This is a genomic window from Photobacterium satsumensis, from assembly GCF_050336935.1.
Taxonomy (GTDB): Bacteria; Pseudomonadota; Gammaproteobacteria; order Enterobacterales; family Vibrionaceae; genus Photobacterium; species Photobacterium satsumensis.
On the sequence record NZ_JAKJSK010000008.1, the window covers coordinates 411,674 to 433,532 of the forward strand.

A 21,859-nucleotide genomic window follows, 5' to 3' on the forward strand; every position below is an offset into this window, starting at 1 on the left:
AAATCAATTAAATTTAGAGAATAATTATGAGCAATCTGAATAGTGGCACGTTGTTAGGCCATCCTAAAGGTTTGTTCTTACTGTTTGGAACTGAACTGTGGGAACGTTTTTCTTACTATGCGATGCGTGCCATTCTGGTGCTTTACCTCACCGACAAAACCATCAATGGTGGTCTTGGTTGGTCGACACAAGACGCCCTTAATCTTTATGGCATTTATACTGGCTTGGTTTATATCACCCCGCTTATCGGTGGTTATATTGCCGATAACTTCCTTGGCCAGCGCCGTTCAATTATCATTGGTGGCATCTTAATGGCCCTGGGCCAGTTTACCCTCGCCCTTCCAAACAGCATGGTCGACCCACATTCTGTGACAGCCTTTTACCTCGGCCTAGGCTTACTAATCATTGGTAACGGTTTGTTCAAGCCGAATATTTCAACCATGGTAGGCGATCTATACCAAGACGGTGATAACCGCCGTGACGGTGCATTCACTATCTTCTACATGGGGATCAACCTTGGCTCATTGCTAGCCGGTATTATTGCAGGTACCGCCTCTGCCGCTTACGGGTGGAAAGCCGGCTTCCTAACGGCGGGTATCGGTATGTTGATCAGCCTAGTCACTCAGCTAATTTTTGCCGAGCGCCTACTGGGCAACATTGGTAAAGAGCCAGCGGCAAAACGTGCGGCAGCGATGAACAAGTCAGGCAAACAAGAACCACTGACTAAGCAAGAAAAAGATCGCCTGAAGGTCATTATGATCATGGGTATGTTCGTCGTCATTTTCTGGGCAGGCTTCGAGCAAGCCGGTGGCCTGATGAATATCTTCTCGCAGCAGTACACTGACCGAATGATCGGTAGCTTTGAAGTACCTGCGGCATGGTTCCAGTCACTCAACCCGTTCTTCGTGATCACCCTTGCACCACTGATTGCGTCAATCTGGGTAAAAATGGGCCCTAAAGAACCAAGTTCCCCGGCTAAATTTGCCATGGGTCTGTTCTTCCTCGCTGCAGGCTTCGTTTGCATGATGGGTGCTGTGATGCAACAAGGTGGCGATATCACCGTGAAGACATCCATGTTCTGGCTAGTCGCTGCATACTTCTTCCATACTCTGGGTGAGTTATGCCTATCGCCAATCGGCCTATCAATGGTAACTAAACTGGCTCCGCTACGCCTTGCCTCTCTGATGATGGGTGCGTGGTTCGGCTTCAATGCGATCGCTAACTATGTGGCCGGTATTATCGGTGCCCACGTTGGCGAAGCAGGCCCGATGGCTATCTTCAGCGGTATTGCCATTGCTGCAACCGTTGCTGGTGTCCTTCTGCTGCTATGCTCTAACCAGCTTATCCGCTGGATGCACGGTGCCGAAGGTAAGGCGGTTGAAGAAGAAGCAGAGCCTCAGCCAGTACAGGCGTAATTTCTTCGCAACAAGCTGTTTTCTAGCAACAGCAACGACATCACAATAAGTGAACATACAAAAACGGAGAGCCAATGCTCTCCGTTTTTTTATGACCGTTATTTACAGCCCCTAGTTTTTGGCTTTTCTCTTGAAGGTTAAGCTAAAGCTGGCCGAACCTGTTTCACTCAGTGACAACCGCCCACCTGAATCTGAAAGCTTGAGGCTCACACTATCATTCTTACTCGCTTGATTTCCCAGCCATGGCTGGGCTTTTACAACTTGCTCCCCATCACTGGTTTGCAGCCGGGCTGAGAGACCTGCAGACGCAATGTTCAAGCTTTTATCAGTCACATCAAAAATACCAAAAATTGCCTTTATCGGAGAAGCATAACCGGAATGGCACATCCCCTTTTCAATTAGCTTAATGAGTCCTGAGATAGTATTTTGATCGCCCATACGGGTACGTAGATAATCGTTGAAGAAAGCCCGGATCAACAAAGTTGTCGCCGTACCGTTATCGCCGCCCGTCGCCGAGTCGACCAAGTAAAACGCCAACCTGCCATCCATCAACCAGGTGTAATCGAGTAATACAGGCTGAACATCCGTTGCCTGCAATATACAATAATTTAACTGCCAATCTCCGAGTGAAGACTGTGTTTCAGGCATCAACCCTATCAGCAACTCACGAGCAGCCCTTGGGTTCGCTTTAAGCTCCTCAATGTGCCACTCAAGCTCTTCATCAACGACTGTTTCTTCTTCGATATTTACCCACTGGCTAGAAAAGCCAAGGTTTTCCGTGACGGAATCTTCCGATTTGAGTACCGACATAATCGCCGATTTAAGCACCATAATGTTATCAAGCGGCTTGATAAGAAAATCCTTCACCCCATGGCGCAAGGCTGCCGCCACGTCTGACATATTACCGGTACCAGAGATAACAATGATCGGTACCATTGGATATTGCAGTGAAACTTCCTCGACAAACTCCATCCCTGTCAATATCGGCATGGCTAAATCACATAGCAAAATGTCAGGCATATCATCTCGCAATGCCTGAAGCCCCTCCAAACCATTTTCCGCCTCACGCACTCGGCAACCCTGGCTAACAAGAAAGCCAGAAAGCATGGTTCTAAATACTGGATCATCTTCGACGATCAGAACGTCTTTATCTTCAAGCAAAGCCTGCTCCCTGACTGAAGAATGGTAATGGTGCTTGGCACCTCGGGTGCCGCCTTGCTGGGAATGTGTACTCATGACAACGCTAACCACAGGCTTGACTAACCTAACAAAAGCATAGGTCGAAATCCGCAGATCGTCAGGGGATTAATGCTTTCCGTGACGAAAATATTGAAAATTGTTAACAGCATCAAAATTTAAATTTTTCAAATACTAAGAAATACCCCCAAGTGACCTCAAGTAACTTGGGTATAGCTTCAAAGAAAAATACGCGTTATCTTGATTTACAGCAAAAGTTGTCTTGAAAGCGTCATCTTTTTATATATTTTGTTATACAATTCCCCATTATAAGTTTTCAGTGTTGTACAGTTATGAAGCTTGACGATTTAAATTTATTCCGCATGGTTGTGGAGAATGGCAGTTACACAGCGACGTCTCGTAAGACCCAGGTGCCCGTTGCCACCCTGACCCGGCGTATCCAGGCACTTGAAGAGTGTTTGAATATCCGCCTACTAAACCGTCATGCAAGGAAGCTATCACTGACAGAAGCCGGACAGAAATTTTACGATGAGTGCAGCCCGTTGCTACAGAGCTTGGTCGATACGGCCGAGCATGTCAGCGAAGAGTGCAAAGGGGCAGCCGGTAAGCTAAAGATCGCCGCGCCGTCAAACTTGACCAAGGTTATGTTACAGCCTTTGCTCAATGCCTTTATGCAAGAGCACCCAGCAATCCATATCCAGCTGATGATGAGCAATGATCCAGAAATTCTCGACCCAACAGATTGGGACGTCATTTTCCGGGTCGGCCCACAGCGCGACTCCACCTTGATTGCACGAAAGATCAATGCGGTGAAAGATATTTTGGTCGCCAGCCCAGATTACCTTAACCACAACTCCGAGCCAAAGCACGCTCAAGATCTACACCAGCACCCATTGCTAAAGGGTAAGCCGCTACTGCGTTGGCGCCTAACCAACTGCGATGGCGAAACTGTGACGGTATCGGATCGTGGCCGTTACGAAGCCAACGAACTCAATGTTGTGCGCAAGGCCTGTATGGCAGGACTCGGGATCACCCTGATGCCCGATGTGATGCTGGAGAAATACATTTCCTCCGGTGATTTAGTGCAAATCCTCGAAAACTGGTCTTCGAACCAGCGTGATGTATACCTGATGTATAACCACCGTGATTACCAGCCAGAGAAATTGCGGATTTTCATTGAGTTTGCCAGCGAATACTTCAAACTCTAGGCTACTCAAGATACAAAATACCCTTCTCGCGTCATCTAATACGCGGGAAGGGATCCCCCTCCAGCTTTCCCCCTCTTACTTCTGGTCACCCATAATCGTGGCAGTAACAAACCGAATATTGATCTGTTTGGTATTAGATAGCAGTACTTCCTTGCTAAGTGTTTCAACCCCGACTAAACGTTAATAGTACTGGCAAGAAAAGCCTCCCTGAATTTGTGTTTACTGGTAGGCAAAGCCATCGCTAGCAAGAAGAGCACCCATAGCACGAGATGAACTGACGCTGTGTTCTTCGATAACGGACGAAAATAAGCACGACTCGATGAGGAAGCGTTATGATTCTGGGACATTTATTCGGTTTGTACACCCACCCCAAGCAAGAGTGGCGGGCGATTGACAAGGAGCATGAAGGGGTCCAAAGCAGTCTAAGCCATATTTTACTGATTGCTTTACTGCCACCAGCGTTTGCCTTCATCTCCAGTGTCTTTATTGGTTGGCGTATTGGTGTTGGTTCACCTATCTACCTCACCCAAGGCAGCGCGCTGGCAATGTCGGTAGCCATGTATTTTGCCCTGATAGCAGGGGTCTTTGCCCTCGCCTATCTCACCTACTGGATGAGCCATACCTTTGGTTCGACACCGACTTACACACAAGCACTTGAACTGGCTGCTTATACCGCAACGCCACTTTTCATGGTCAGTATCGCGGCTATCTACCCACAAGTCTGGTTCCTGATGATTGCCGGTCTTATTGGCATCGCCTACTCGGTCTATCTGCTGTATACCGGTGTCCCTATCCTGATGCATATTCCTGAAGAGCGCGGGTTTATCTATGCCAGCTCTATCGTAACCTGTGGACTGGTGCTGCTGGTATCCATCATCGCCGGCTCGGTGATCCTGTGGAACTTAGGCATTGGACCGCAGTTTAGTCACTAGGAAAGCGGTCCTGGGTCCTGGGTCCTGGGTCCTGGGTCCTGGGTCCTGGGTCCTGGGAAAAATAATTCGCCCCCGTTTGCCTTCAAACACAAAAAAGCGAGAGATTTTCAATCTCTCGCTTTTCCATCATTACTAACACAGAGCGCTACTTCTATAGTTCTTCCCCGTACCTAGGACCAAGAACCAGCTTTTCCAGCCCTTTACACCCCTTTACACCCCTTCGTTGTGCAACTCGAGGTTCGCCAAATCCTGTTGGATTTCACGCTGAATTTTCGAATCTTCACTGCGCAGTGACTCCAAGTAATCCAAGTACGACTGATCAATATCACCCGTAACATAAGAACCACTGAATACAGAAGTTTCAAATTTTTGGATATCAGGATTGCCTTCGGCAACGGCATCAACCAGATCTTGTAGATCTTGGAAGATCAACCCGTCAGCACCGATCATCTTGCTGATCTCATCCACTTCACGGCCGTGGGCAATCAACTCATTCGCCGTTGGCATATCAATACCGTAAACGTTCGGGAAACGCACCTCTGGTGCCGCTGAGGCTAGGTAAACCTTACGCGCACCAGCGTCACGTGCCATTTCGATGATCTGCTCTGACGTCGTACCGCGAACAATAGAATCGTCCACCAGCAATACACTCTTATCCTTGAACTCAGACCGGATAGCATTCAGCTTGCGTCGAACTGACTTACGACGCATTTGCTGGCCTGGCATAATGAAGGTACGGCCAACGTAGCGGTTTTTCACAAAGCCCTGACGGTATGGCTTGTCGAGAGTTCGGGCTATTTCCAATGCGCTGTCACATGATGTTTCAGGAATTGGGATAACCACGTCAATATCCAGATCAGCCCAGTCGCGCTTGATCTTCTCGCCGAGCTTCTGACCCATGCATACTCGCGCGCTGTAAACCGACACCTTGTCGATAAACGAATCAGGGCGAGCAAAGTAGACGAACTCAAACACACAAGGGTTTAAGGTTGGATTATCAGCGCACTGCTGGGTAAACAGCTGGCCATCAAAGGTAACGTAAACCGCTTCACCCGGCGCAACGTCGCGCATGAAGTCAAAACCAACCGCATCCAATGCAACAGATTCTGAGGCAACCATGTATTCAATCTGGCCTTCGATTTCACGTTTACCCAGACACAATGGACGGATCCCGTGCGGGTCGCGAAAAGCAATCATACCGTGGCCGATAACCATAGAGACCACAGCATAAGCCCCTTTAACCATGCGGTGCACTTCGCGCACGGCATCAAAGATTTCTTCAGGAGTGATTGGGTAGGTCTTGGCGCTTTCCAGTTGATTTGCCAGTACGTTCAGCAAAATTTCTGAATCAGACGTTGTATTGACGTGACGACGTGCTTTTTCGAACAACTGATCTTTGATTTCGGCCGCGTTGGTCAGGTTACCATTGTGAGCCAGTGAAATACCGTAAGGTGAGTTCACATAGAATGGCTGGGCTTCTGAGGCACTCGAACTGCCTGCAGTCGGGTAGCGCACATGGCCGATCCCTACGTTACCCTGCAAACGTTGCATGTGTTTAGCTTCAAACACATCACGGACCAAACCGTTCGCTTTACGCAGACGAAAACGATTGCTTTCTAAGGTAACAATACCAGCCGCATCTTGGCCGCGATGCTGTAACACGGTCAATGCATCATAAATAGACTGGTTAACCGGGGTTGAACCCACGACTCCGACAATACCACACATGTCCTAAATCCTCGTCACGCTTCAATTGAATTTCAGCGGGTATTGGACTGTGCCAAATACCCGCTGAAAGCTTTCCTTTTGGTATCAGTCCATTAAGAGACTGAACCCGTTACGTTCCACACCGTTCACTAAAATGCGCCCGGTAAAAAGCTTGATGTGTCCTTTAAGTACGTGAAGAACCATTCAATCACCACGCCAAACTGAGGGATCAACTGGGACTGCAACCACCAGTCTGAATCGGCAAACCCCGTGAAGGCGTCGATGAAGAACAGTACCGCGGCAACAATCAATACGCCGCGTATCCCCCCGAACACTATGCCCAGTACCCGGTCTGTACCTGACAGGCCCGTTTTCTGTACCAGTTGTCCAATCACATAGTTCACGACTGCGCCGACTATCAGCGTGGCAATGAACAAGGCAGCGATCGCACTGCCGTTACGAAGCATCTCGTCGTCAATATTCGTGAAGTAAGCCGCCAGCTGAGTATAAAAATTGCTTGCGACAAAAAAGGCTGCAAACCATATCACTAGCGAGAGTGCTTCCTTGACAAAACCTCGGATCACACTGACCAGAGCCGAGAAGCCTATTACGCCTAAAATTACGTAATCAATCCAGATCATCATTTGTTGTATTCATTTTGTTGATGCGTATTCTAACAGAAAAAATGAGAACGCAAACGTTTACCTAAGGGTTAAGTGGATTAAATCTGACCAATCGGCCTTTTAATCCGGTCAATTCTTCCAATTTTTTGATGTCCGCCGATAGCTTTTGCTTCGACACATCAGGGCCAACGACAACCCTGGCAAGATCGCCCTGTTGCGGCTGCTTTGGAAAAACATGCGCTTGATAACCCGCCTTGCGAAGACGCTCAACCAACTGGTTAGCGTTATCAAAATTGCGGAAAACCCCCAATTGAACCACCCAAGCAGTGTCTTGGTTACCCACTTTAGGCTCGGTGATAGGTTGAGGCTCAACCTTCAATGGCTGGTTAGCCGCCTCGATAGCCTCTGCAGTCACTTCTTCCTGCTTCGGCTCATCAATCACGACCGTGACCGGTTCAGGGGGTAAATCCACCTCTGCAAACTCCGGAGCAGGGATCGTTTCATACTCTACTTCAGCGGTGGTTTCAGGCTGCAGCGGAATACTGGCAAATTGCTCTTGGTAATGCTGTTTTTTGCCGTCGAACAGATCAGGAAGGAATATCACCCCGATTGCCACCAAAATGATTGTCCCGACCAACCGGCTCTGAAATTTACTTGCCACAGTTACTCCTGGTTCTTTACTTCAATGTGACTGGTTATCTGACCTACAGTGTAAAAGGAGCCAAATACAATTACCATATCGTCAGCCTGAGCCTGTGTCAGCGCTTTGTCATAAGCCGCTTCAGGCGTCTGGTATGTATCGGTTCCCGACGGTAAATGGGACAGGATCTCTTCAGCTGTCGCCGCTCTCGGGCCTGTCAGCGAGGCTGGATACCAGCAATCAACCACTTCCGTCATCTCAGCAATGGTAGCAGCAATATCTTTGTCGTGGAGCATCGCCACTACAGCATGGAGCTGCTTCTTGCCGAACTTGTTCTTAATACCCTCTAACTGAGTGGCAAAATACTGTGCCGAATGTGGGTTATGAGCCACATCCATGATCACCAAAGGCTGCTCTGACACTATCTGCATCCGCCCCGGCAACGTCGCCTCTGCCAACCCTTCCGTCACGTTTTCATCAGTGATATTGAGCTCTGCAACTGCCAGCGCCATCAATGCGGTTGCCGCATTGGGTAGAGGTAGCGATGGAAGCGGCAGTTTATCTAATGTGAAAGCACCGCTTTGCCAGTTCCAATGATCAGCTTCGACACTGTACTCAAACTGGTAACCGACCTGAAAAAGCTTGGCACCGATATCATCGGCGTGAGCAGGTACGGTTGCCGGAGGATTTGGCTGACCGCATACCGCTGGCCTGCCACTACGGAAAATACCGGCCTTTTCATAACCGATAACGTTGATGTCATCACCCAACCAGTCAACATGGTCAACCGCCAGGCTGGTGATCACCGACACATCATGGTCAACAATGTTCGTGGCATCCAAGCGACCGCCAAGCCCTACCTCCAGTAAAACGACATCAACCTGACGAGACTTGAATAACTGAAGCGCAGCCAAGGTGCCAAACTCAAACAGGCTCAAGCTGGTTTCCCCACGCAGTTGTTCAATCGCAGCAAAAGCTTCACTATGAGCGCTGTCTGGCAGTTCAATACCGTTGATGCGAACCCGCTCGTTATAACGCACAAGGTGAGGAGAGCTATATACCCCAACACGATAACCGGCCTTGAGCAGGATCGCTTCCATCATGGCACAGGTCGATCCTTTACCATTGGTGCCTGCGACAGTGATCACGCAAGGAGCTGGCTTGATTAGATCGGCTTTCTCAGCCACCGCCTGTGCTCGGTCAAGACCAAGGTCAATGGTGCTAGTATGGAGTTGTTCAAGGTAAGTCAGCCATGAGGCCAAAGAGGAGTTTGCTTGAGGTACTGTCAATCCGGACATCATATTTCATTTCGCTATAACAATATGAGCCCTAATTTACCACTGAACGCGGCCAGACCAAACCGCAATGTATTGATTCTTGATAGTGAGGGGCTTATACAAAAAACAAAACGGGGCCTAAGCCCCGTTTTCTGTCAATATCGTCAGCGATACAAACTTACTCTTCAGTTTGCTCTTTCTGCTCGTTTTGCTCTGCAGCCTTCTCTTCAACCGCTTTTACCGGTTTCTCGACAGGTACAACAAGTGGTGACTCAACCTGAGTCAGCTTAGCAACCATGCCACCAATACGCTGACGCATTTCGCGACGGTCCACAATCATATCAATCGCACCGTGCTCAAGCAGGAACTCACTGCGCTGGAAACCTTCAGGTAGCTTCTCACGCACCGTTTGCTCGATAACACGCTGACCCGCAAAGCCAATAAGGGCTTTTGGTTCACCGATGTTAATATCACCCAGCATCGCCAAACTTGCCGATACCCCACCCATTGTTGGGTCAGTCAGTACCGAGAAGAATGGCAAGCCTTTATCAGATAGGCGCTCAAGTGCAGCACTGGTTTTCGCCATCTGCATTAGCGACATCAGCGCTTCTTGCATGCGGGCACCACCACTGGCAGAGAAACATACCAAGGCACAGTTGTTGGCAATCGCCTCGTCCACAGCATGTACAAACTTGGCACCCACGACAGAGCCCATCGAGCCGCCCATGAAAGAGAATTCAAATGCACAGGCAACCAATGGCTGGCCTAGCAAGGTTCCTTTCTTCACGACCAGCGCATCTTTCTCACCGCTCGCTTTCTGAGCAGAAGATAGACGGTCTTTATATTTCTTGGAATCACGGAACTTAAGCTTATCTTTTGGCTCAAGATCAGCGGCAATTTCAACCTGCCCTTCTTCGTCGAGGAAGGTTTCCAAGCGACGACGCGCTTTCATGCGCATGTGATGGTCACATTTAGGGCAAACTTCCAAGTTACGTTCTAGATCGGCGTGATAAAGCACTTGTTCGCAAGAAGTACATTTGGTCCACACCCCTTCTGGGATAGACGCTTTGCGAGAAGAAACAATATTGCTTTTAGTAAGGATCTTTTCCAGCCAGCTCATGAATGACCTTTTATCTTTTATTTCCCTGCCCTTAGGGTCTTAGCACAAGTCTTTGCAGCAGAGAATTACAAATTCGTTAATTTACCGAGGTGGAATTAAAGCACAAACTCGTCTAACTGTAGATAAAAAACTGGTACTACAAGTTAGCCCGAGATAAATCTAACCGTTACCTGACCGATTAATCAGGTAAAAACAGCGGACCGACAGGGACATTCGGCAGGTCATGTTCTTGAGGATAGTCAACGTCCACCAAGTACAAACCTTCCGCTTTCGCTGTTGCTCCTGCCAAAGTACGATTTTTCTGGGCCAGCAACCACTGGATCCATTCCGGCTTTTCTTCGCCTCGGCCGACTTTAATCAGGCTTCCTGTAATGTTGCGAACCATATGATGGACAAAGGCATTAGCCTTGATATCAATGATCACAAAGTTACCCTGACGCGACACGTTCAAATGCATTAGGTTACGCCATGGACTACGAGATTGACAATACACAGCACGGAAGGATGTGAAGTCATTCTCACCCAACAAGTACTGACCCGCTTCGTGCATCGCTTTTTCATCGAGTTCGCCGTGATAATGGCTCACCCCTTTGGCTAAAATAGCAGGACGGAAAGCATGGTTATAAATAATATAGCGGTAACGGCGCGCCGTCGCCGTAAAACGGGCGTGGAATTCGTCATCCACAACCTTGGCCCAGCGAACCGCAATATCTTTAGGTAAGTGGGCGTTCACCCCCATGCTCCACGCCGCCATTTTACGGTCAACGTCAACATCAAAGTGAACCACCTGGCCGGTACCATGAACCCCAGCATCGGTCCGTCCCGCACACTGTACCTCAATCGGCTTATTGGCAATCTTGCTCAGCGCCTTTTCCAAGCGCTCTTGAACACTGTCTACGTCACGCTGGCGTTGCCAACCGTAGTATTTCGCACCGTCGTACTCAATACCTAAAGCTATTCGCATAATATTCTTCGTCTTGCTGGCGGCCAAAGGCCGGTTTTCAAATTAAGTGGGGGATTATAACAAAAAAAGCGGAAGCATGTGCTTCCGCTTTTTTACTCCAGATCCTAGATCCTGGGGGCTAGTTCCTAGATGACATCTGGGTCCTGCAGGAGCGTTTTTCGTAGTTACTTCATGTCAAGTTTTTCGCTCTTGTTCTTCCGCTCTTCCCAGGAACTAGGAACCGCTTTTCCTAGGAACTAGGTAATCTTCGCCAACAGCGTTTTCGCCTCTTGCTGTAGCTCACCGTTGTCGCCTTGGGCCACTTCTTCGAGCAACCCGCGGGCACCTTCGCTATCATTCATCTCAAGGTACGCTTTGGCCAAATCAAGCTTGCTGGCAAACTCACCTTGGCTGTCGATATCCAAACTACCAATATCGGCCAGCACATCAGGGAACTCATCCAAACCGACATCAAGGTTCAGCGGCGCTTCATCCAACTCACTATTAGGCTCCTCACCGTCAAGATCCTTCATCAGCTCATCAATACTGATATAAGAAGCTTCAGGTGCTTGGCGATGGACTGGCTCTGCAACTTGAGGCTCAATCACCAACTCACTGGCCGCTTCTTCCATCGCAGGCTGAAACGCGTTTGCCTCATCCTCGACCACTATTTCTGAGTCGGCACCGTCATCAACCATGAGATCATCTTCGTCGAAGACTGGCACGTCTTCGATATTCATCTCTGGTTGTTCCCCCCAATCCTCACCTTCAAGTTCGGGTTCAGGGCTACTCGCCGACCAAATTTCATTCTCTTCCGCTGACAGGTCTTCGTCCGCAGCGCTATCTCCGACCACATCTTCCGAGCGGCCCACCAGCTGCTCACGCTCCCAGTCTGCCTGCAGTTCAGGATCGTTTAGCAATGCATCCATATCCAGCCCTGCCGAGTCGACAAATTCATCGCTCAGTTGCGCTGCGGGAGCCGGTGTAGAAATAGTGTTTTGCCCCATGCCTTGGGTTGCAGCGGCTTGTGATACAGAATCTTGTCCTTCAGAGCCTTGTAGATCAGGACCTTGTGAAACCGAAGCTTGCGGTTTGAACCCTTGCTCTACTTCATATTGCTCTAGTTCATGCTGCTCATCGAATGAAGCCTGTAGGGCTTCGTCCTCATTGAATTCCGGCAAACTTGCCGGATCCAAGGTTTCAAACTCAATATCCGGATGACCATGAAGCGAATAAGGACTCGCTGGCGCTTGCTCGGGCTGAACATGTTGCTCTTCCGTGACAGCATCCAGGAGCTCTTCATTTACTTGAGGTTTCTCTGCCGCTTCAGCGGCCTGCTGTAACTGACGAACGATATTATCAAGCATGGCCTGCTCATCGTCTTCGCTCAGCACTTGCTCTTGTTCTTGCTGCGGCTCTACATCCGGATCGTTAAAGGCGGCCTCTTCATCGAATTCTGGCAGATCATCGAGTGTCAGCGGTGCATCATCAAATTCTTGCTTCGCAGGCTCATCAACGGCTTGCTGGGCATCACTCTCAATCCGAGGCGCCTCATCAAGCTCTGCCAGCAGAGTTTCCTCATCGAAGATGGGGAACTCTGTGCTGTTGTCTTCAGCTTGCTCTGCTTGCTGAGGGCTCAGTGCCTGATGCACTGACTCCTGATTGCTTTGTTCTGATGTTTCACTATCGACCAGCTCCTCAACATCTGTCCGCTCCTCAACATCAGCCTGTTCGTCATGCTCCAGACTCTCAAGCAGCTGTTCAACCGTTTGGCCGATGGCTTCAATTTCAGCGCTGTCGTCCGGCGCTTCAGCACCCAGCATATCGGCATCAGCCGAAGCAAGAAGCTGCTCAATCTCATCGATTTCAGGCTCTTGGGCTAATGGCTCCTCAACAGCGAGACTGCTCTCTACCTTGTTGGTATCAACCGGTTCATCAATCGCGGTATGTTGCTCCAGAATGTCATCAAGCAGCTCAGTGCTGTTCTCTTCGATGCTGATGTCATCCAGCACCGATGGCTCTTCTACCGTTTCACTGAGCCCTGATTGACCAAGACCGGTTTCAAGCCCTGTATCACCAAGTTCATCGGTAGTATCGGTATTAGCCAACAACTCATCCAACAGCTCGGTGCTATTTTCATCGATTTCAATATCGTGGCTGGCCAACAAACTGTCCGTTTCCGGCTCATCGAGCAGCTCATCAAGCAATGCAGTACTGTCTTCTTCCACCTCAATGTCGGAAGTGAGGCTATCTTCATCATCGAGCAGTTCATCGAGAAGCGCTGTCGGATCGCTAGCAGGTACATCCGCCACACTGTCGACAGCGTCATCAAGCATGGATGAAAAATCAACATCCATTGCTGGCGAGGCCATCATCTCGATATCGGCTAAAGCCTGATCAACCGCCGCCTGCTCGAGAGTTGCCTGTTCAGTCGGTGCGGTATTTACCGCGCCAGTATCGGCTCCGGTACTGCTAACATCGGCACTATTGGCACCAATACTACCCACACCTACGCTATCGAATAAAGCATCCAACTCATCTTGATCGACCATCTGATCGGGCTGTACTTCTGGCTCTTGTTCCTCATCGTCGGTCGCAGAGGAGAACAACTCGTCCAGCATGGCCTGATCGACAATCTGCTCTTCGGCCGACGGCTTCGACGATGCGTCCAGATCCAGCTCATCACCGTCATAAGACAGGTCAAAGCTGTCTTCGTCGTCTTCATCGGCCTGCAGTGACTGCTCCCACATCGCAGCCAGTTCTTCATCTGAATTCGGCTCTGGCTTCTTGTCCATTTCATCCAGTGCCCGCTCCATATCTTCCAGACCAATAGCTTCATCATCGCTATTGACCGAAATGCTACTCGCACCGAGATTGCCACCGAGATCATCAGCAATGTCAAAGCCATTACCACTGCTGTCTTCCTTAGAAGCCAGCGAGGACTCTTGGCCAAACAAGCTGCTTTCAGGATCATCGAACAGGGAATCATCATCACCGAACAGATCTTCAAGCTCTTCGTCGTCACCCAGTGTCAGGCTCGGCACATCTTCGTCATCGGCCGGCACCGGTGGTGGCGGAGGCATCATTGCGGCTTCATCTTGGCTTTGCGGGGCGTCCAATGACTTCACATCATCTTCCGCTTCACGCTTGCGGCCAAGCAGGAAGTAAGCCAGTAAACCGGCTATCAATACACCAGGGATCAACGCCATTGCGGCCAACAGCAATGGGTTGGAAATCATACGATCGAACAAGCTAGGCTGAGGCTCAACCACTTGTGTTTGTAACGCCCGCTGTTGGTCGATAAAACCCTTGATCTGCTCACGCAGCACTTCATCGTCGGTCAGTTGTTGTTTCAACGCCGACACTTCATGCTGCATCTCGGCAAGGCGGACACGCAACAAATGATTGCTCTCGAGCAGTTTGGTCATCTGCTCGTCAGAGGCATCCAACTGGACCTGCAGAGCGGTCGGTTTAGGCGGGATCAGTGCCGTTTTAGACACTTGATCTTGAGTTTTAACCGCGGTTTCGACAACGGGTTCCGGTTTTTCCTGCACCTGCGCGACGACTGTCGGCACGTTTTTCGGTGCAGCGTTCGGTGCTGGTTTCGGTGCCGAAGCAACCTCTTTCACTTGAGGTACAGGTGTTTGCACTACAGGCTTAGGCGCTTGAGCAACGGGCTCAGGTTTTGCTGCCGTTGGTTGCGGCGTCGCTACCGGGGATGGCGTGGCAGCCGTTCGAGTCTGGCTCCGAGAAGGGGTTCGCTGATCGGCTTCCAAACGCTGCTTAACCACATCGATACTTTCACGACGCATTTGCGCTTCTGTCGGGATTGCCAACATGCTGCCCGGAACCAAGCCGTGAATATTACTATTTTCAAATGCCTGTGGATTCTGGCGGAAGATAGCGCCGATAACCTGATAAATAGAGACTTGATTATTCGGCCGATAGCGAGTCGCAATCGACCACAACGTCTCAGCGTTGGTAGTAGGCCCATAGCGCAAAGCATTGGCAGACGATTGTGTGGACGCTCCTGTGTTAGCTGGCAATGAAGAAGCTGTAGGCTGTACGCCTTGGGTTGGCCCAGTAATACGAACGGTATTTGCGTGGACCGGAGAATAAATCACAGCGGTGGAAAATATTACCGGCAGGAAAAAACGTTTTATCATCGTCGAAAGATCAGACACTGCCTGTCATCCTCTTTGGCAGGAAAATAGCTAAGAATGCATAGCACACTGCATGAATATAAAATGCATGCGCACAGCCGTATGATACAAGATTATTTAATTTCGGCCTATTCACAATAATCTTGAGCGTGACCGACTCAACCAATTGATACTTCGGGAGCAAGGTCGCATTCCTATACTCCGTTAGCTCTCTCGATTGATATTGATAGTAGATTCAGTAAGTTGAAAATACAACAGCGCCCTGTTTATAAAACAGGGCGCTGAATATTTTATGACGCCAAGATAGCTAGTCGATAGCACTGGCCTCATCGATTGTATTACAGGTACTCTTCAATCAGCTTTTCTGCGATCTGTACACTGTTCGTCGCCGCACCTTTACGAACATTATCGGCAACCACCCACATGTTCAGACCACAAGGGTGGCTGATATCTTCACGGATACGGGCAACCATAACGTGGTCTTTACCGGTCGCGTCACTCACCTGGGTCGGGTAGTCATTACCATGGAAGACTTCAATACCTTCGGCATTTTCCAACAAGCTAATAGCTTCTTCGACATGTACCGGCTGGCAAGTTTCAACATGAACGGCTTCGGCATGACCGTAGAACACAGGGACACGAACACAGGTCGGGTTAACACGGATATTGTCATCACCCAAAATCTTCTGGGTTTCCCACACCATTTTCATTTCTTCTTTGGTGTAGCCGTTATCCATGAACTGATCGATATGTGGCAAGCAGTTAAAGGCAATCTGCTTGTCGTAAACGTTGGTTTCCGCTGGCATGCCGTTTAGCAATTTGGCGGTTTGGCCAGCAAGCTCATCAACACCTTTTTTACCTGTGCCCGATACCGACTGGTATGTCGCCACATTAATACGCTCGATACCGTATGCTTCATGGATTGGCTTCAGCGCCACCAGCATCTGGATTGTCGAACAATTCGGGTTGGCAATAATATTACGGTTACGGTACTCCGCGATCGCGTGCGGGTTTACCTCAGGGATCACCAAAGGTACATCGTAGTCGTAGCGGAAGCGGGATGTATTATCGATAACAACCACACCGTAATCAGCAGCCGCTGGCGCCCAGCGCTCAGACGCATCTGCACCGGCAGAGAAGATAGCTAGCTGAACTTGGCTCCAGTCAAAATCTTCAACATTGGTGACACGCACAGACTTACCTTTGAAGCGCAAGGTTTTACCCGCACTACGCTCAGAAGCAAGTAAATAGAGATTGCGAACAGGAAAATTGCGTTCCTCAAGAACTTCTACAATGGCTTCGCCGACAGCGCCGGTCGCACCGAGTACTGCAATATCAAATTCCTGGCTCATGGCCTTTCCTCTACTGTAAAACCTAATTTAGCCAGCGACTCTACCCCAAAATGGGCCTCTCCCGCTACTGTAATCGCGCTATATTCACGGCGATCCCAGTAATTTTTACGCATCCGATCGAAAGCAGTCGCCATTTCCGGGCTCCCCTCTGCCGTTTGACCCATTTCACGGCGGAACAAACCATCATCACGGCGCACATCGTAGACAATCTGAGTCAGGCTAAATAGCGTCGGCTCATCCCACGCTCGGCTCAAACTTACCTGTGGTACCGGCGCGATCGGTAACAAGCTGGCTGCCGTGACCTGCTGATCTACAGCAAGGAATTGACAAAAGCTGTTGTAGACCATGGTAGTACCACGCGCTTTGCCTTCTAACCCGTAGCCAGCCACATGTGGGGTCGCAAAAGCCAACAATGGCAATAGTTCGAGATCAACCTGCGGCTCGTGTTCGAATACATCCAATACCGCTGTCAGTCTCTTACCCTCGCCGGATTGGCTCTGCTGCAAGACTCGCTTGAGGGCTTGGTTATCCACCACAGGGCCACGGGCAGCATTGATCAGTATTGCACCGGCCTGTAAATCGGCAAGGAAAGCGTCACCCACCAAGTGATGGGTCGGATGCTCGCCATCGCGAGTAATTGGTGTATGCAAGCTGATCACATCACATTGCGAGCGAATATCTTCCAGCGAATGGAAAGTCCGGCTATCACCTTGTTGCTGTTTAAGCGGATCATTGAGCAAATACGGGATACCTAGAGCATCCAAGCATTGGGCAAGGTAGCTACCGACATTACCAGCACCGATGATCCCCACCTTCTTATCGAAAATCGAAAAACCCTGCTGCTGGCCGAGTACCATCAAGCTACTCAACACGTACTCAGCTACACCCACCTTGTTACAGCCCGGCGCAGAAGTATAGGTAATGCCCTTGGCTGCCAGTAGAGCTTCATCGATATGATCCTGACCGGCCGTTGCCGTACCGACAAACTTCAGCTTATTCGCCTTGGTCAGCAAGGCGTCGTTGACCTTGGTCACCGAGCGGATCATCAGCGCATCAATATCCACCAAATCCTCAGCAGTCATCGTTCTGCCCGGCTTGCTGATCACCTCGCCCAACTGGCTAAATAACGCCTCGGCATAAGGCATGTTCTCGTCAATGAGGATTTTCATGGGTCGGTTTCCTTATAAAGCGGTTCTGTTTAGAGGAATGCTATTAGATTGGGAGGTGATGGGCAATGGGCGATAGGCGATAGGCGATAGGCGATAGGCGATAGGCGATAGGCGATAGGCGATAGGCGATTCAATAATTAGCCCCAGCCATCTTACACATCAAGTTTCACTTCAACTATGCTCTTTCACCTGACCTCTGGCCAATAGCCAAGCTCTTTGCCTCTAGCCCCGTGCATAAAAAAGCCCAGCAGAAATTCTGCTGGGCGAACGTCCAGGAAATAAAACACCGACTGGGATCATAGACAGCTCCCGCAAAAGAAAATACTATTCACACAGCCAATGTCGCGTCTGTTTTTTAGGCACTGACTCAAGGTCATAACAGCTAGAGCAGTCCCCGCAAAAGGCTTTCTAGCTGAGTATCTTAGTCAGTGCCACCCCTGGAAAATGACAAAAGTCGGTAATCTGGGCTAGAGGCTATTGGCAAGTGGCTATCGGCTCACTTCTTCTACCCAACTTTAATGCCCCCACCCTCGCATAAATTATGCTTCGTATTTCTTGATAACCAGTGTGGCGTTAGTGCCGCCGAAACCAAAGCTGTTGGACATTACAGTCTTCAGTTCTTGCTCGCGCGCTTCGGTCACGATATCAAGACCTGCAGCCGCTTCATCCAAGTTATCGATATTGATGCTTGGTGCGACAAAGCTGTTATCTAGCATCAGGGTTGAGTAAATTGCTTCGTGTACACCCGCCGCACCCAGTGCGTGACCGGTCATCGCCTTGGTCGCAGAAATCGCAGGGCTGTTATCACCAAATAGCTCTTGGATAGCACCTAGCTCTTTCACATCACCTACCGGTGTAGATGTACCGTGGGTGTTGATGTAATCGATGCTGTCTACATTTTGCATCGCCATTTTCATACAACGCACCGCGCCTTCACCTGATGGTGCAACCATGTCGTAGCCATCAGAGGTCGCGCCGTAGCCGACGATCTCGCCGTAGATTTTCGCGCCACGAGCCAATGCATGCTCTAGCTCTTCGACAACCAGCATACCGCCACCACCAGAGATAACGAAACCGTCACGGTCGGCGTCATAAGTACGTGATGCTTTCGATGGATCGTCGTTGTACTTGGTCGATAGTGCGCCCATGGCATCGAACATCATGGTCAAAGACCAATCTAACTCTTCACCGCCACCAGCAAATACCACGTCTTGCTTGCCGAGCTGGATAAGCTCAAGTGCATGACCAATACAGTGAGCAGATGTCGCACACGCAGAGCTCATGGTGTAGTTCACACCACGGATCTTGAACGGCGTTGCCAAACAAGCAGAAACCGTTGAAGACATCGTACGCGGTACCATGTAAGGGCCCACACGCTTCACGCCCTTCTCACGCAGAATATCGACAGCCGCCACCTGGTTGTAAGAAGACGCACCGCCAGAACCCGCAACAAGGCCAGTACGGTCATTTGATACCTGATCTTCTGTCAGGCCAGCATCTTCGATTGCTTGCTCCATTGAAAGGTAAGCAAAAGCGGCAGCATCGCCCATGAAACGCATCTTCTTACGATCGATATGCTCAGAAGGGGTCATTTTCAAATCGCCCCAAACATTACTGCGCAGCTTCATTTCTGCAAATTGTTCAGAGAAGTTAATACCGGATTTACCCGCTTTCAATGACTCCAGCACCTCTGCAACGTTGTTGCCAATGCTGGACACAATACCCATGCCTGTAATTACGGCTCGTTTCATGATGAATTCCTACTGTCATTTATACCCAAATAACCTCTGTCGAAACAATCAACAACCTGAGGTAACTTGGGTATAACGCTGAAGATAATAACGGGTTTATCTGTCAAAAGTGGTCAGCTTTCCTGTTGATCGGGTACAATCCACTGCAATATCCCCCGTCACACCAACCATGAGGCTTCCTCCCTTGTCTGATAAAGCACAAATGTCGCCTAGTACAGCCAAACCGTCCATGAACAAAACAACCTCGGCAAAAATCGAAAATGCCGTACTGGACTGGAATGAATCAGGCACGCCTGTTTCTAATGACTTTGACGATGTTTACTTCTCCAACGCCAATGGGTTAGAAGAAACACGCTATGTGTTCCTGCACCAAAACGGCTTGCCTTCGCGTTGGGAGTCCTTCGACCGCCGCCGCTTCGTGGTCGCTGAAACGGGATTCGGTACCGGCCTCAACTTCCTTGCCGTCTGGCAGTGGTTCAAAGCATTCCGCCAAGCAAACCCGGATGCGATCACCAAAGAGCTGCATTTCATCAGCTTTGAAAAATTCCCGGTGACCAAGGACGACCTGATCAAGGCCCACCAGTCGTGGCCTGAGCTGGCTGACTTAGCGAGCCAACTCCATGCCCATTACCCACCTGCCGTGGCCGATTGCCACCGTATTGTGTTGGAAGACGGTATGATCACCCTCGATCTGTGGTTTGGTGATATCAAAGACTGTATGCCACAAGTATGGACGAATAATGACGGTATCGTCGATGCGTGGTTCCTCGACGGCTTTGCCCCTAGCAAAAACCCAGAGATGTGGAACCAAGATCTGTTCAACGGGATGGCTAAACTGGCCCGTGTCGGCTGCAGCACCGCAACGTTCACTGCGGCAGGCTTTGTCCGCCGCGGCCTCATTGAAGCTGGCTTTGACATGAAAAAAGTCAAAGGCTTTGGCACCAAGCGAGATATGCTGGCCGGCAGCGTAACCGAACGCAAATACGGCAGTAACGTTAAACCATGGTACTGTCGCAAACCAGCCAGCAATAAGAGCGGACAGGAAACGGAAGTCGCCATTATCGGGGGGGGCGTTGGCTCGGCGACGACGGCCATTGCACTGGCACGACGTGGCATCAAAACCACCCTGTATTGTGCCGATGCGCTACCAGCCGAAGGCGCATCCGGTAACCGCCAGGGTGCGGTATACCCATTGCTCAATGGCTCTAATGATGCATTGTCGCGCTTTTTTGCCCCTGCATTCCTCTATGCCCGCCAGTTTGTGGATCAAGCTGCCCAACAAAAAGCATTCGCCCATGACTGGTGCGGTGTGACCCAACTGGCTTGGGATGACAATGCCACCAGCAAACTAGGCAAAATGATGACCGGCGGCTTCCCTGAAGCGCTTATCCGCCAGTTGGATGTCGAACAAACCGAACAAGTCACCGGTGTTACTTCAGGCCATGGCAGCGTCAACTACCCGCTTGGCGGCTGGCTATGCCCGCAGGAGCTTACCCGTGCTTTGATTGAGCAAGCACAGGAAATGGGCATGCTTGAGCTCAAAACTCAGATAGACATCCAGCAGCTTACTCAGCAAGACGATCAACAAAATAACCAGCAAGGTGAGCAAAGCTGGCTACTGACCGACCAGCATGGCCAGAGTTACCAGCATAGCACTGTGATTGTGGCAAACGGCCATCGCTTTGCCCAATTCCCGCAAACCGAAGATATTCCAGCGTACTCCGTCCGTGGACAGGTTAGCCATATTCCAACCAACCCGACGTTGAACCCGCTGAAAACCGTGCTTTGCTATGATGGTTACCTCACTCCGGTCAATGCCACCGGTGAAAGCCACTGCATCGGTGCCAGCTACCGCCGCGGTAGCACCGATTTAACCTTCAGCCCTGAAGAGCATACAGAGAACAAACAGCGCTTGGTTGACTGCCTGCCAGAGGCTAACTGGCCGCAAGATATTGATATGTCTGGTGAGCAAGCTCGAGTTGGTGTTCGCTGCGCTAGCCGCGATCACCTGCCGTTCGTGGGCGATGTTTGCCAATATGATAACTTGCTAGCGCAATACGCTGATTTGAAAAACCAGCAGGAAAGCGCCGAAGACGTACCGGTTTACCACAACCTGTATGCCATGATTGGCTTGGGTTCACGCGGCCTCAGCTCTGCCCCTTTGCTCGGCGAACTGCTGGCTTCGCAGATTGGCGGCGATCCGCTACCACTACCAAACTCTGTACTGGAAGCGCTGCATCCGGGACGGATGTGGGTGAGGAAATTGGTGAAGGGGAAGAAGGTGTAGAACCTAGAACCTAGAACCTAGAACCTAGAACCTAGAACCTAGAACCTAGAACCTAGAAAAGCTTGGCTCACTGAT

General features: G+C 50.0%; 15 protein-coding genes. 4 read left to right on the forward strand and 11 right to left on the reverse strand.

Annotated features, from left to right (window positions below):
- Nucleotides 1–26 precede the first annotated feature (26 nt).
- Complete coding sequence (locus tag L4D79_RS18035) at nt 27–1,415, forward strand: peptide MFS transporter (RefSeq protein ID WP_428652947.1); 1,389 nt, start codon at nt 27–29, stop codon at nt 1,413–1,415.
- A 111-nt stretch (nt 1,416–1,526) separates the two neighbouring features.
- On the opposite strand, the gene L4D79_RS18040 is transcribed toward L4D79_RS18035, so the two are convergent.
- Complete coding sequence (locus L4D79_RS18040) at nt 1,527–2,576, reverse strand: response regulator (protein WP_428653074.1); 1,050 nt, start codon at nt 2,574–2,576, stop codon at nt 1,527–1,529.
- Between the two features lie 368 nt (nt 2,577–2,944).
- Here L4D79_RS18040 and L4D79_RS18045 point away from each other — a divergent pair, with 368 nt between their 5' ends.
- Nucleotides 2,945–3,820 (forward strand): LysR family transcriptional regulator, encoded by an 876-nt coding sequence (locus L4D79_RS18045; RefSeq protein ID WP_428652948.1) that lies wholly within the window; start codon nt 2,945–2,947, stop codon nt 3,818–3,820.
- Nucleotides 3,821–4,152: 332 nt separating this feature from the next.
- A complete protein-coding gene (locus tag L4D79_RS18050; RefSeq protein ID WP_428652949.1) occupies nt 4,153–4,752 on the forward strand; it encodes a Yip1 family protein in 600 nt (199 codons plus the stop codon).
- A gap of 210 nt (nt 4,753–4,962) precedes the next feature.
- Here L4D79_RS18050 and purF read toward each other — a convergent pair whose 3' ends face one another.
- The 10 genes from purF to fabB all read right to left on the reverse strand — a co-directional run bounded on the left by purF (nt 4,963) and on the right by fabB (nt 19,497).
- The gene (gene purF, locus L4D79_RS18055) at nt 4,963–6,480 is read right to left on the reverse strand and encodes an amidophosphoribosyltransferase (protein WP_428652950.1); all 1,518 of its coding nucleotides are present in this window, start codon (nt 6,478–6,480) and stop codon (nt 4,963–4,965) included.
- A gap of 128 nt (nt 6,481–6,608) precedes the next feature.
- Nucleotides 6,609–7,100 (reverse strand): colicin V production protein, encoded by a 492-nt coding sequence (gene cvpA, locus L4D79_RS18060; protein ID WP_428653075.1) that lies wholly within the window; start codon nt 7,098–7,100, stop codon nt 6,609–6,611.
- Between the two features lie 64 nt (nt 7,101–7,164).
- Nucleotides 7,165–7,743 (reverse strand): SPOR domain-containing protein, encoded by a 579-nt coding sequence (locus L4D79_RS18065; RefSeq protein WP_428652951.1) that lies wholly within the window; start codon nt 7,741–7,743, stop codon nt 7,165–7,167.
- A gap of 2 nt (nt 7,744–7,745) precedes the next feature.
- Nucleotides 7,746–9,020 (reverse strand): bifunctional tetrahydrofolate synthase/dihydrofolate synthase, encoded by a 1,275-nt coding sequence (gene folC / locus L4D79_RS18070; protein ID WP_428652952.1) that lies wholly within the window; start codon nt 9,018–9,020, stop codon nt 7,746–7,748.
- A 157-nt stretch (nt 9,021–9,177) separates the two neighbouring features.
- Entirely contained in the window at nt 9,178–10,119 is a 942-nt protein-coding gene (gene accD, locus L4D79_RS18075; protein WP_428652953.1) for an acetyl-CoA carboxylase, carboxyltransferase subunit beta, read from the reverse strand.
- A 178-nt stretch (nt 10,120–10,297) separates the two neighbouring features.
- Nucleotides 10,298–11,083, reverse strand: a complete 786-nt coding sequence (gene truA / locus L4D79_RS18080; RefSeq protein ID WP_428652954.1) for a tRNA pseudouridine(38-40) synthase TruA — start codon at nt 11,081–11,083, stop codon at nt 10,298–10,300.
- A gap of 236 nt (nt 11,084–11,319) precedes the next feature.
- Complete coding sequence (locus L4D79_RS18085; RefSeq protein WP_428652955.1) at nt 11,320–15,246, reverse strand: FimV/HubP family polar landmark protein; 3,927 nt, start codon at nt 15,244–15,246, stop codon at nt 11,320–11,322.
- Nucleotides 15,247–15,563: 317 nt separating this feature from the next.
- Nucleotides 15,564–16,577, reverse strand: a complete 1,014-nt coding sequence (locus L4D79_RS18090) for an aspartate-semialdehyde dehydrogenase (RefSeq protein WP_428652956.1) — start codon at nt 16,575–16,577, stop codon at nt 15,564–15,566.
- Entirely contained in the window at nt 16,574–17,746 is a 1,173-nt protein-coding gene (locus L4D79_RS18095) for a 4-phosphoerythronate dehydrogenase (RefSeq protein WP_428652957.1), read from the reverse strand. Before L4D79_RS18095 ends, L4D79_RS18090 begins: the two co-directional genes overlap by 4 nt.
- A gap of 539 nt (nt 17,747–18,285) precedes the next feature.
- Nucleotides 18,286–19,497 carry a beta-ketoacyl-ACP synthase I gene (gene fabB / locus L4D79_RS18100; RefSeq protein ID WP_428652958.1) on the reverse strand — a complete coding sequence of 404 codons (1,212 nt, stop codon included), beginning with the start codon at nt 19,495–19,497 and terminating at the stop codon, nt 18,286–18,288.
- 229 nt (nt 19,498–19,726) lie between these two features.
- On the opposite strand from fabB, the gene mnmC reads away from it, so the two are divergent.
- Nucleotides 19,727–21,784 carry a bifunctional tRNA (5-methylaminomethyl-2-thiouridine)(34)-methyltransferase MnmC2/FAD-dependent 5-carboxymethylaminomethyl-2-thiouridine(34) oxidoreductase MnmC1 gene (gene mnmC, locus L4D79_RS18105; RefSeq protein ID WP_428652959.1) on the forward strand — a complete coding sequence of 686 codons (2,058 nt, stop codon included), beginning with the start codon at nt 19,727–19,729 and terminating at the stop codon, nt 21,782–21,784.
- Nucleotides 21,785–21,859: the final 75 nt, after the last annotated feature.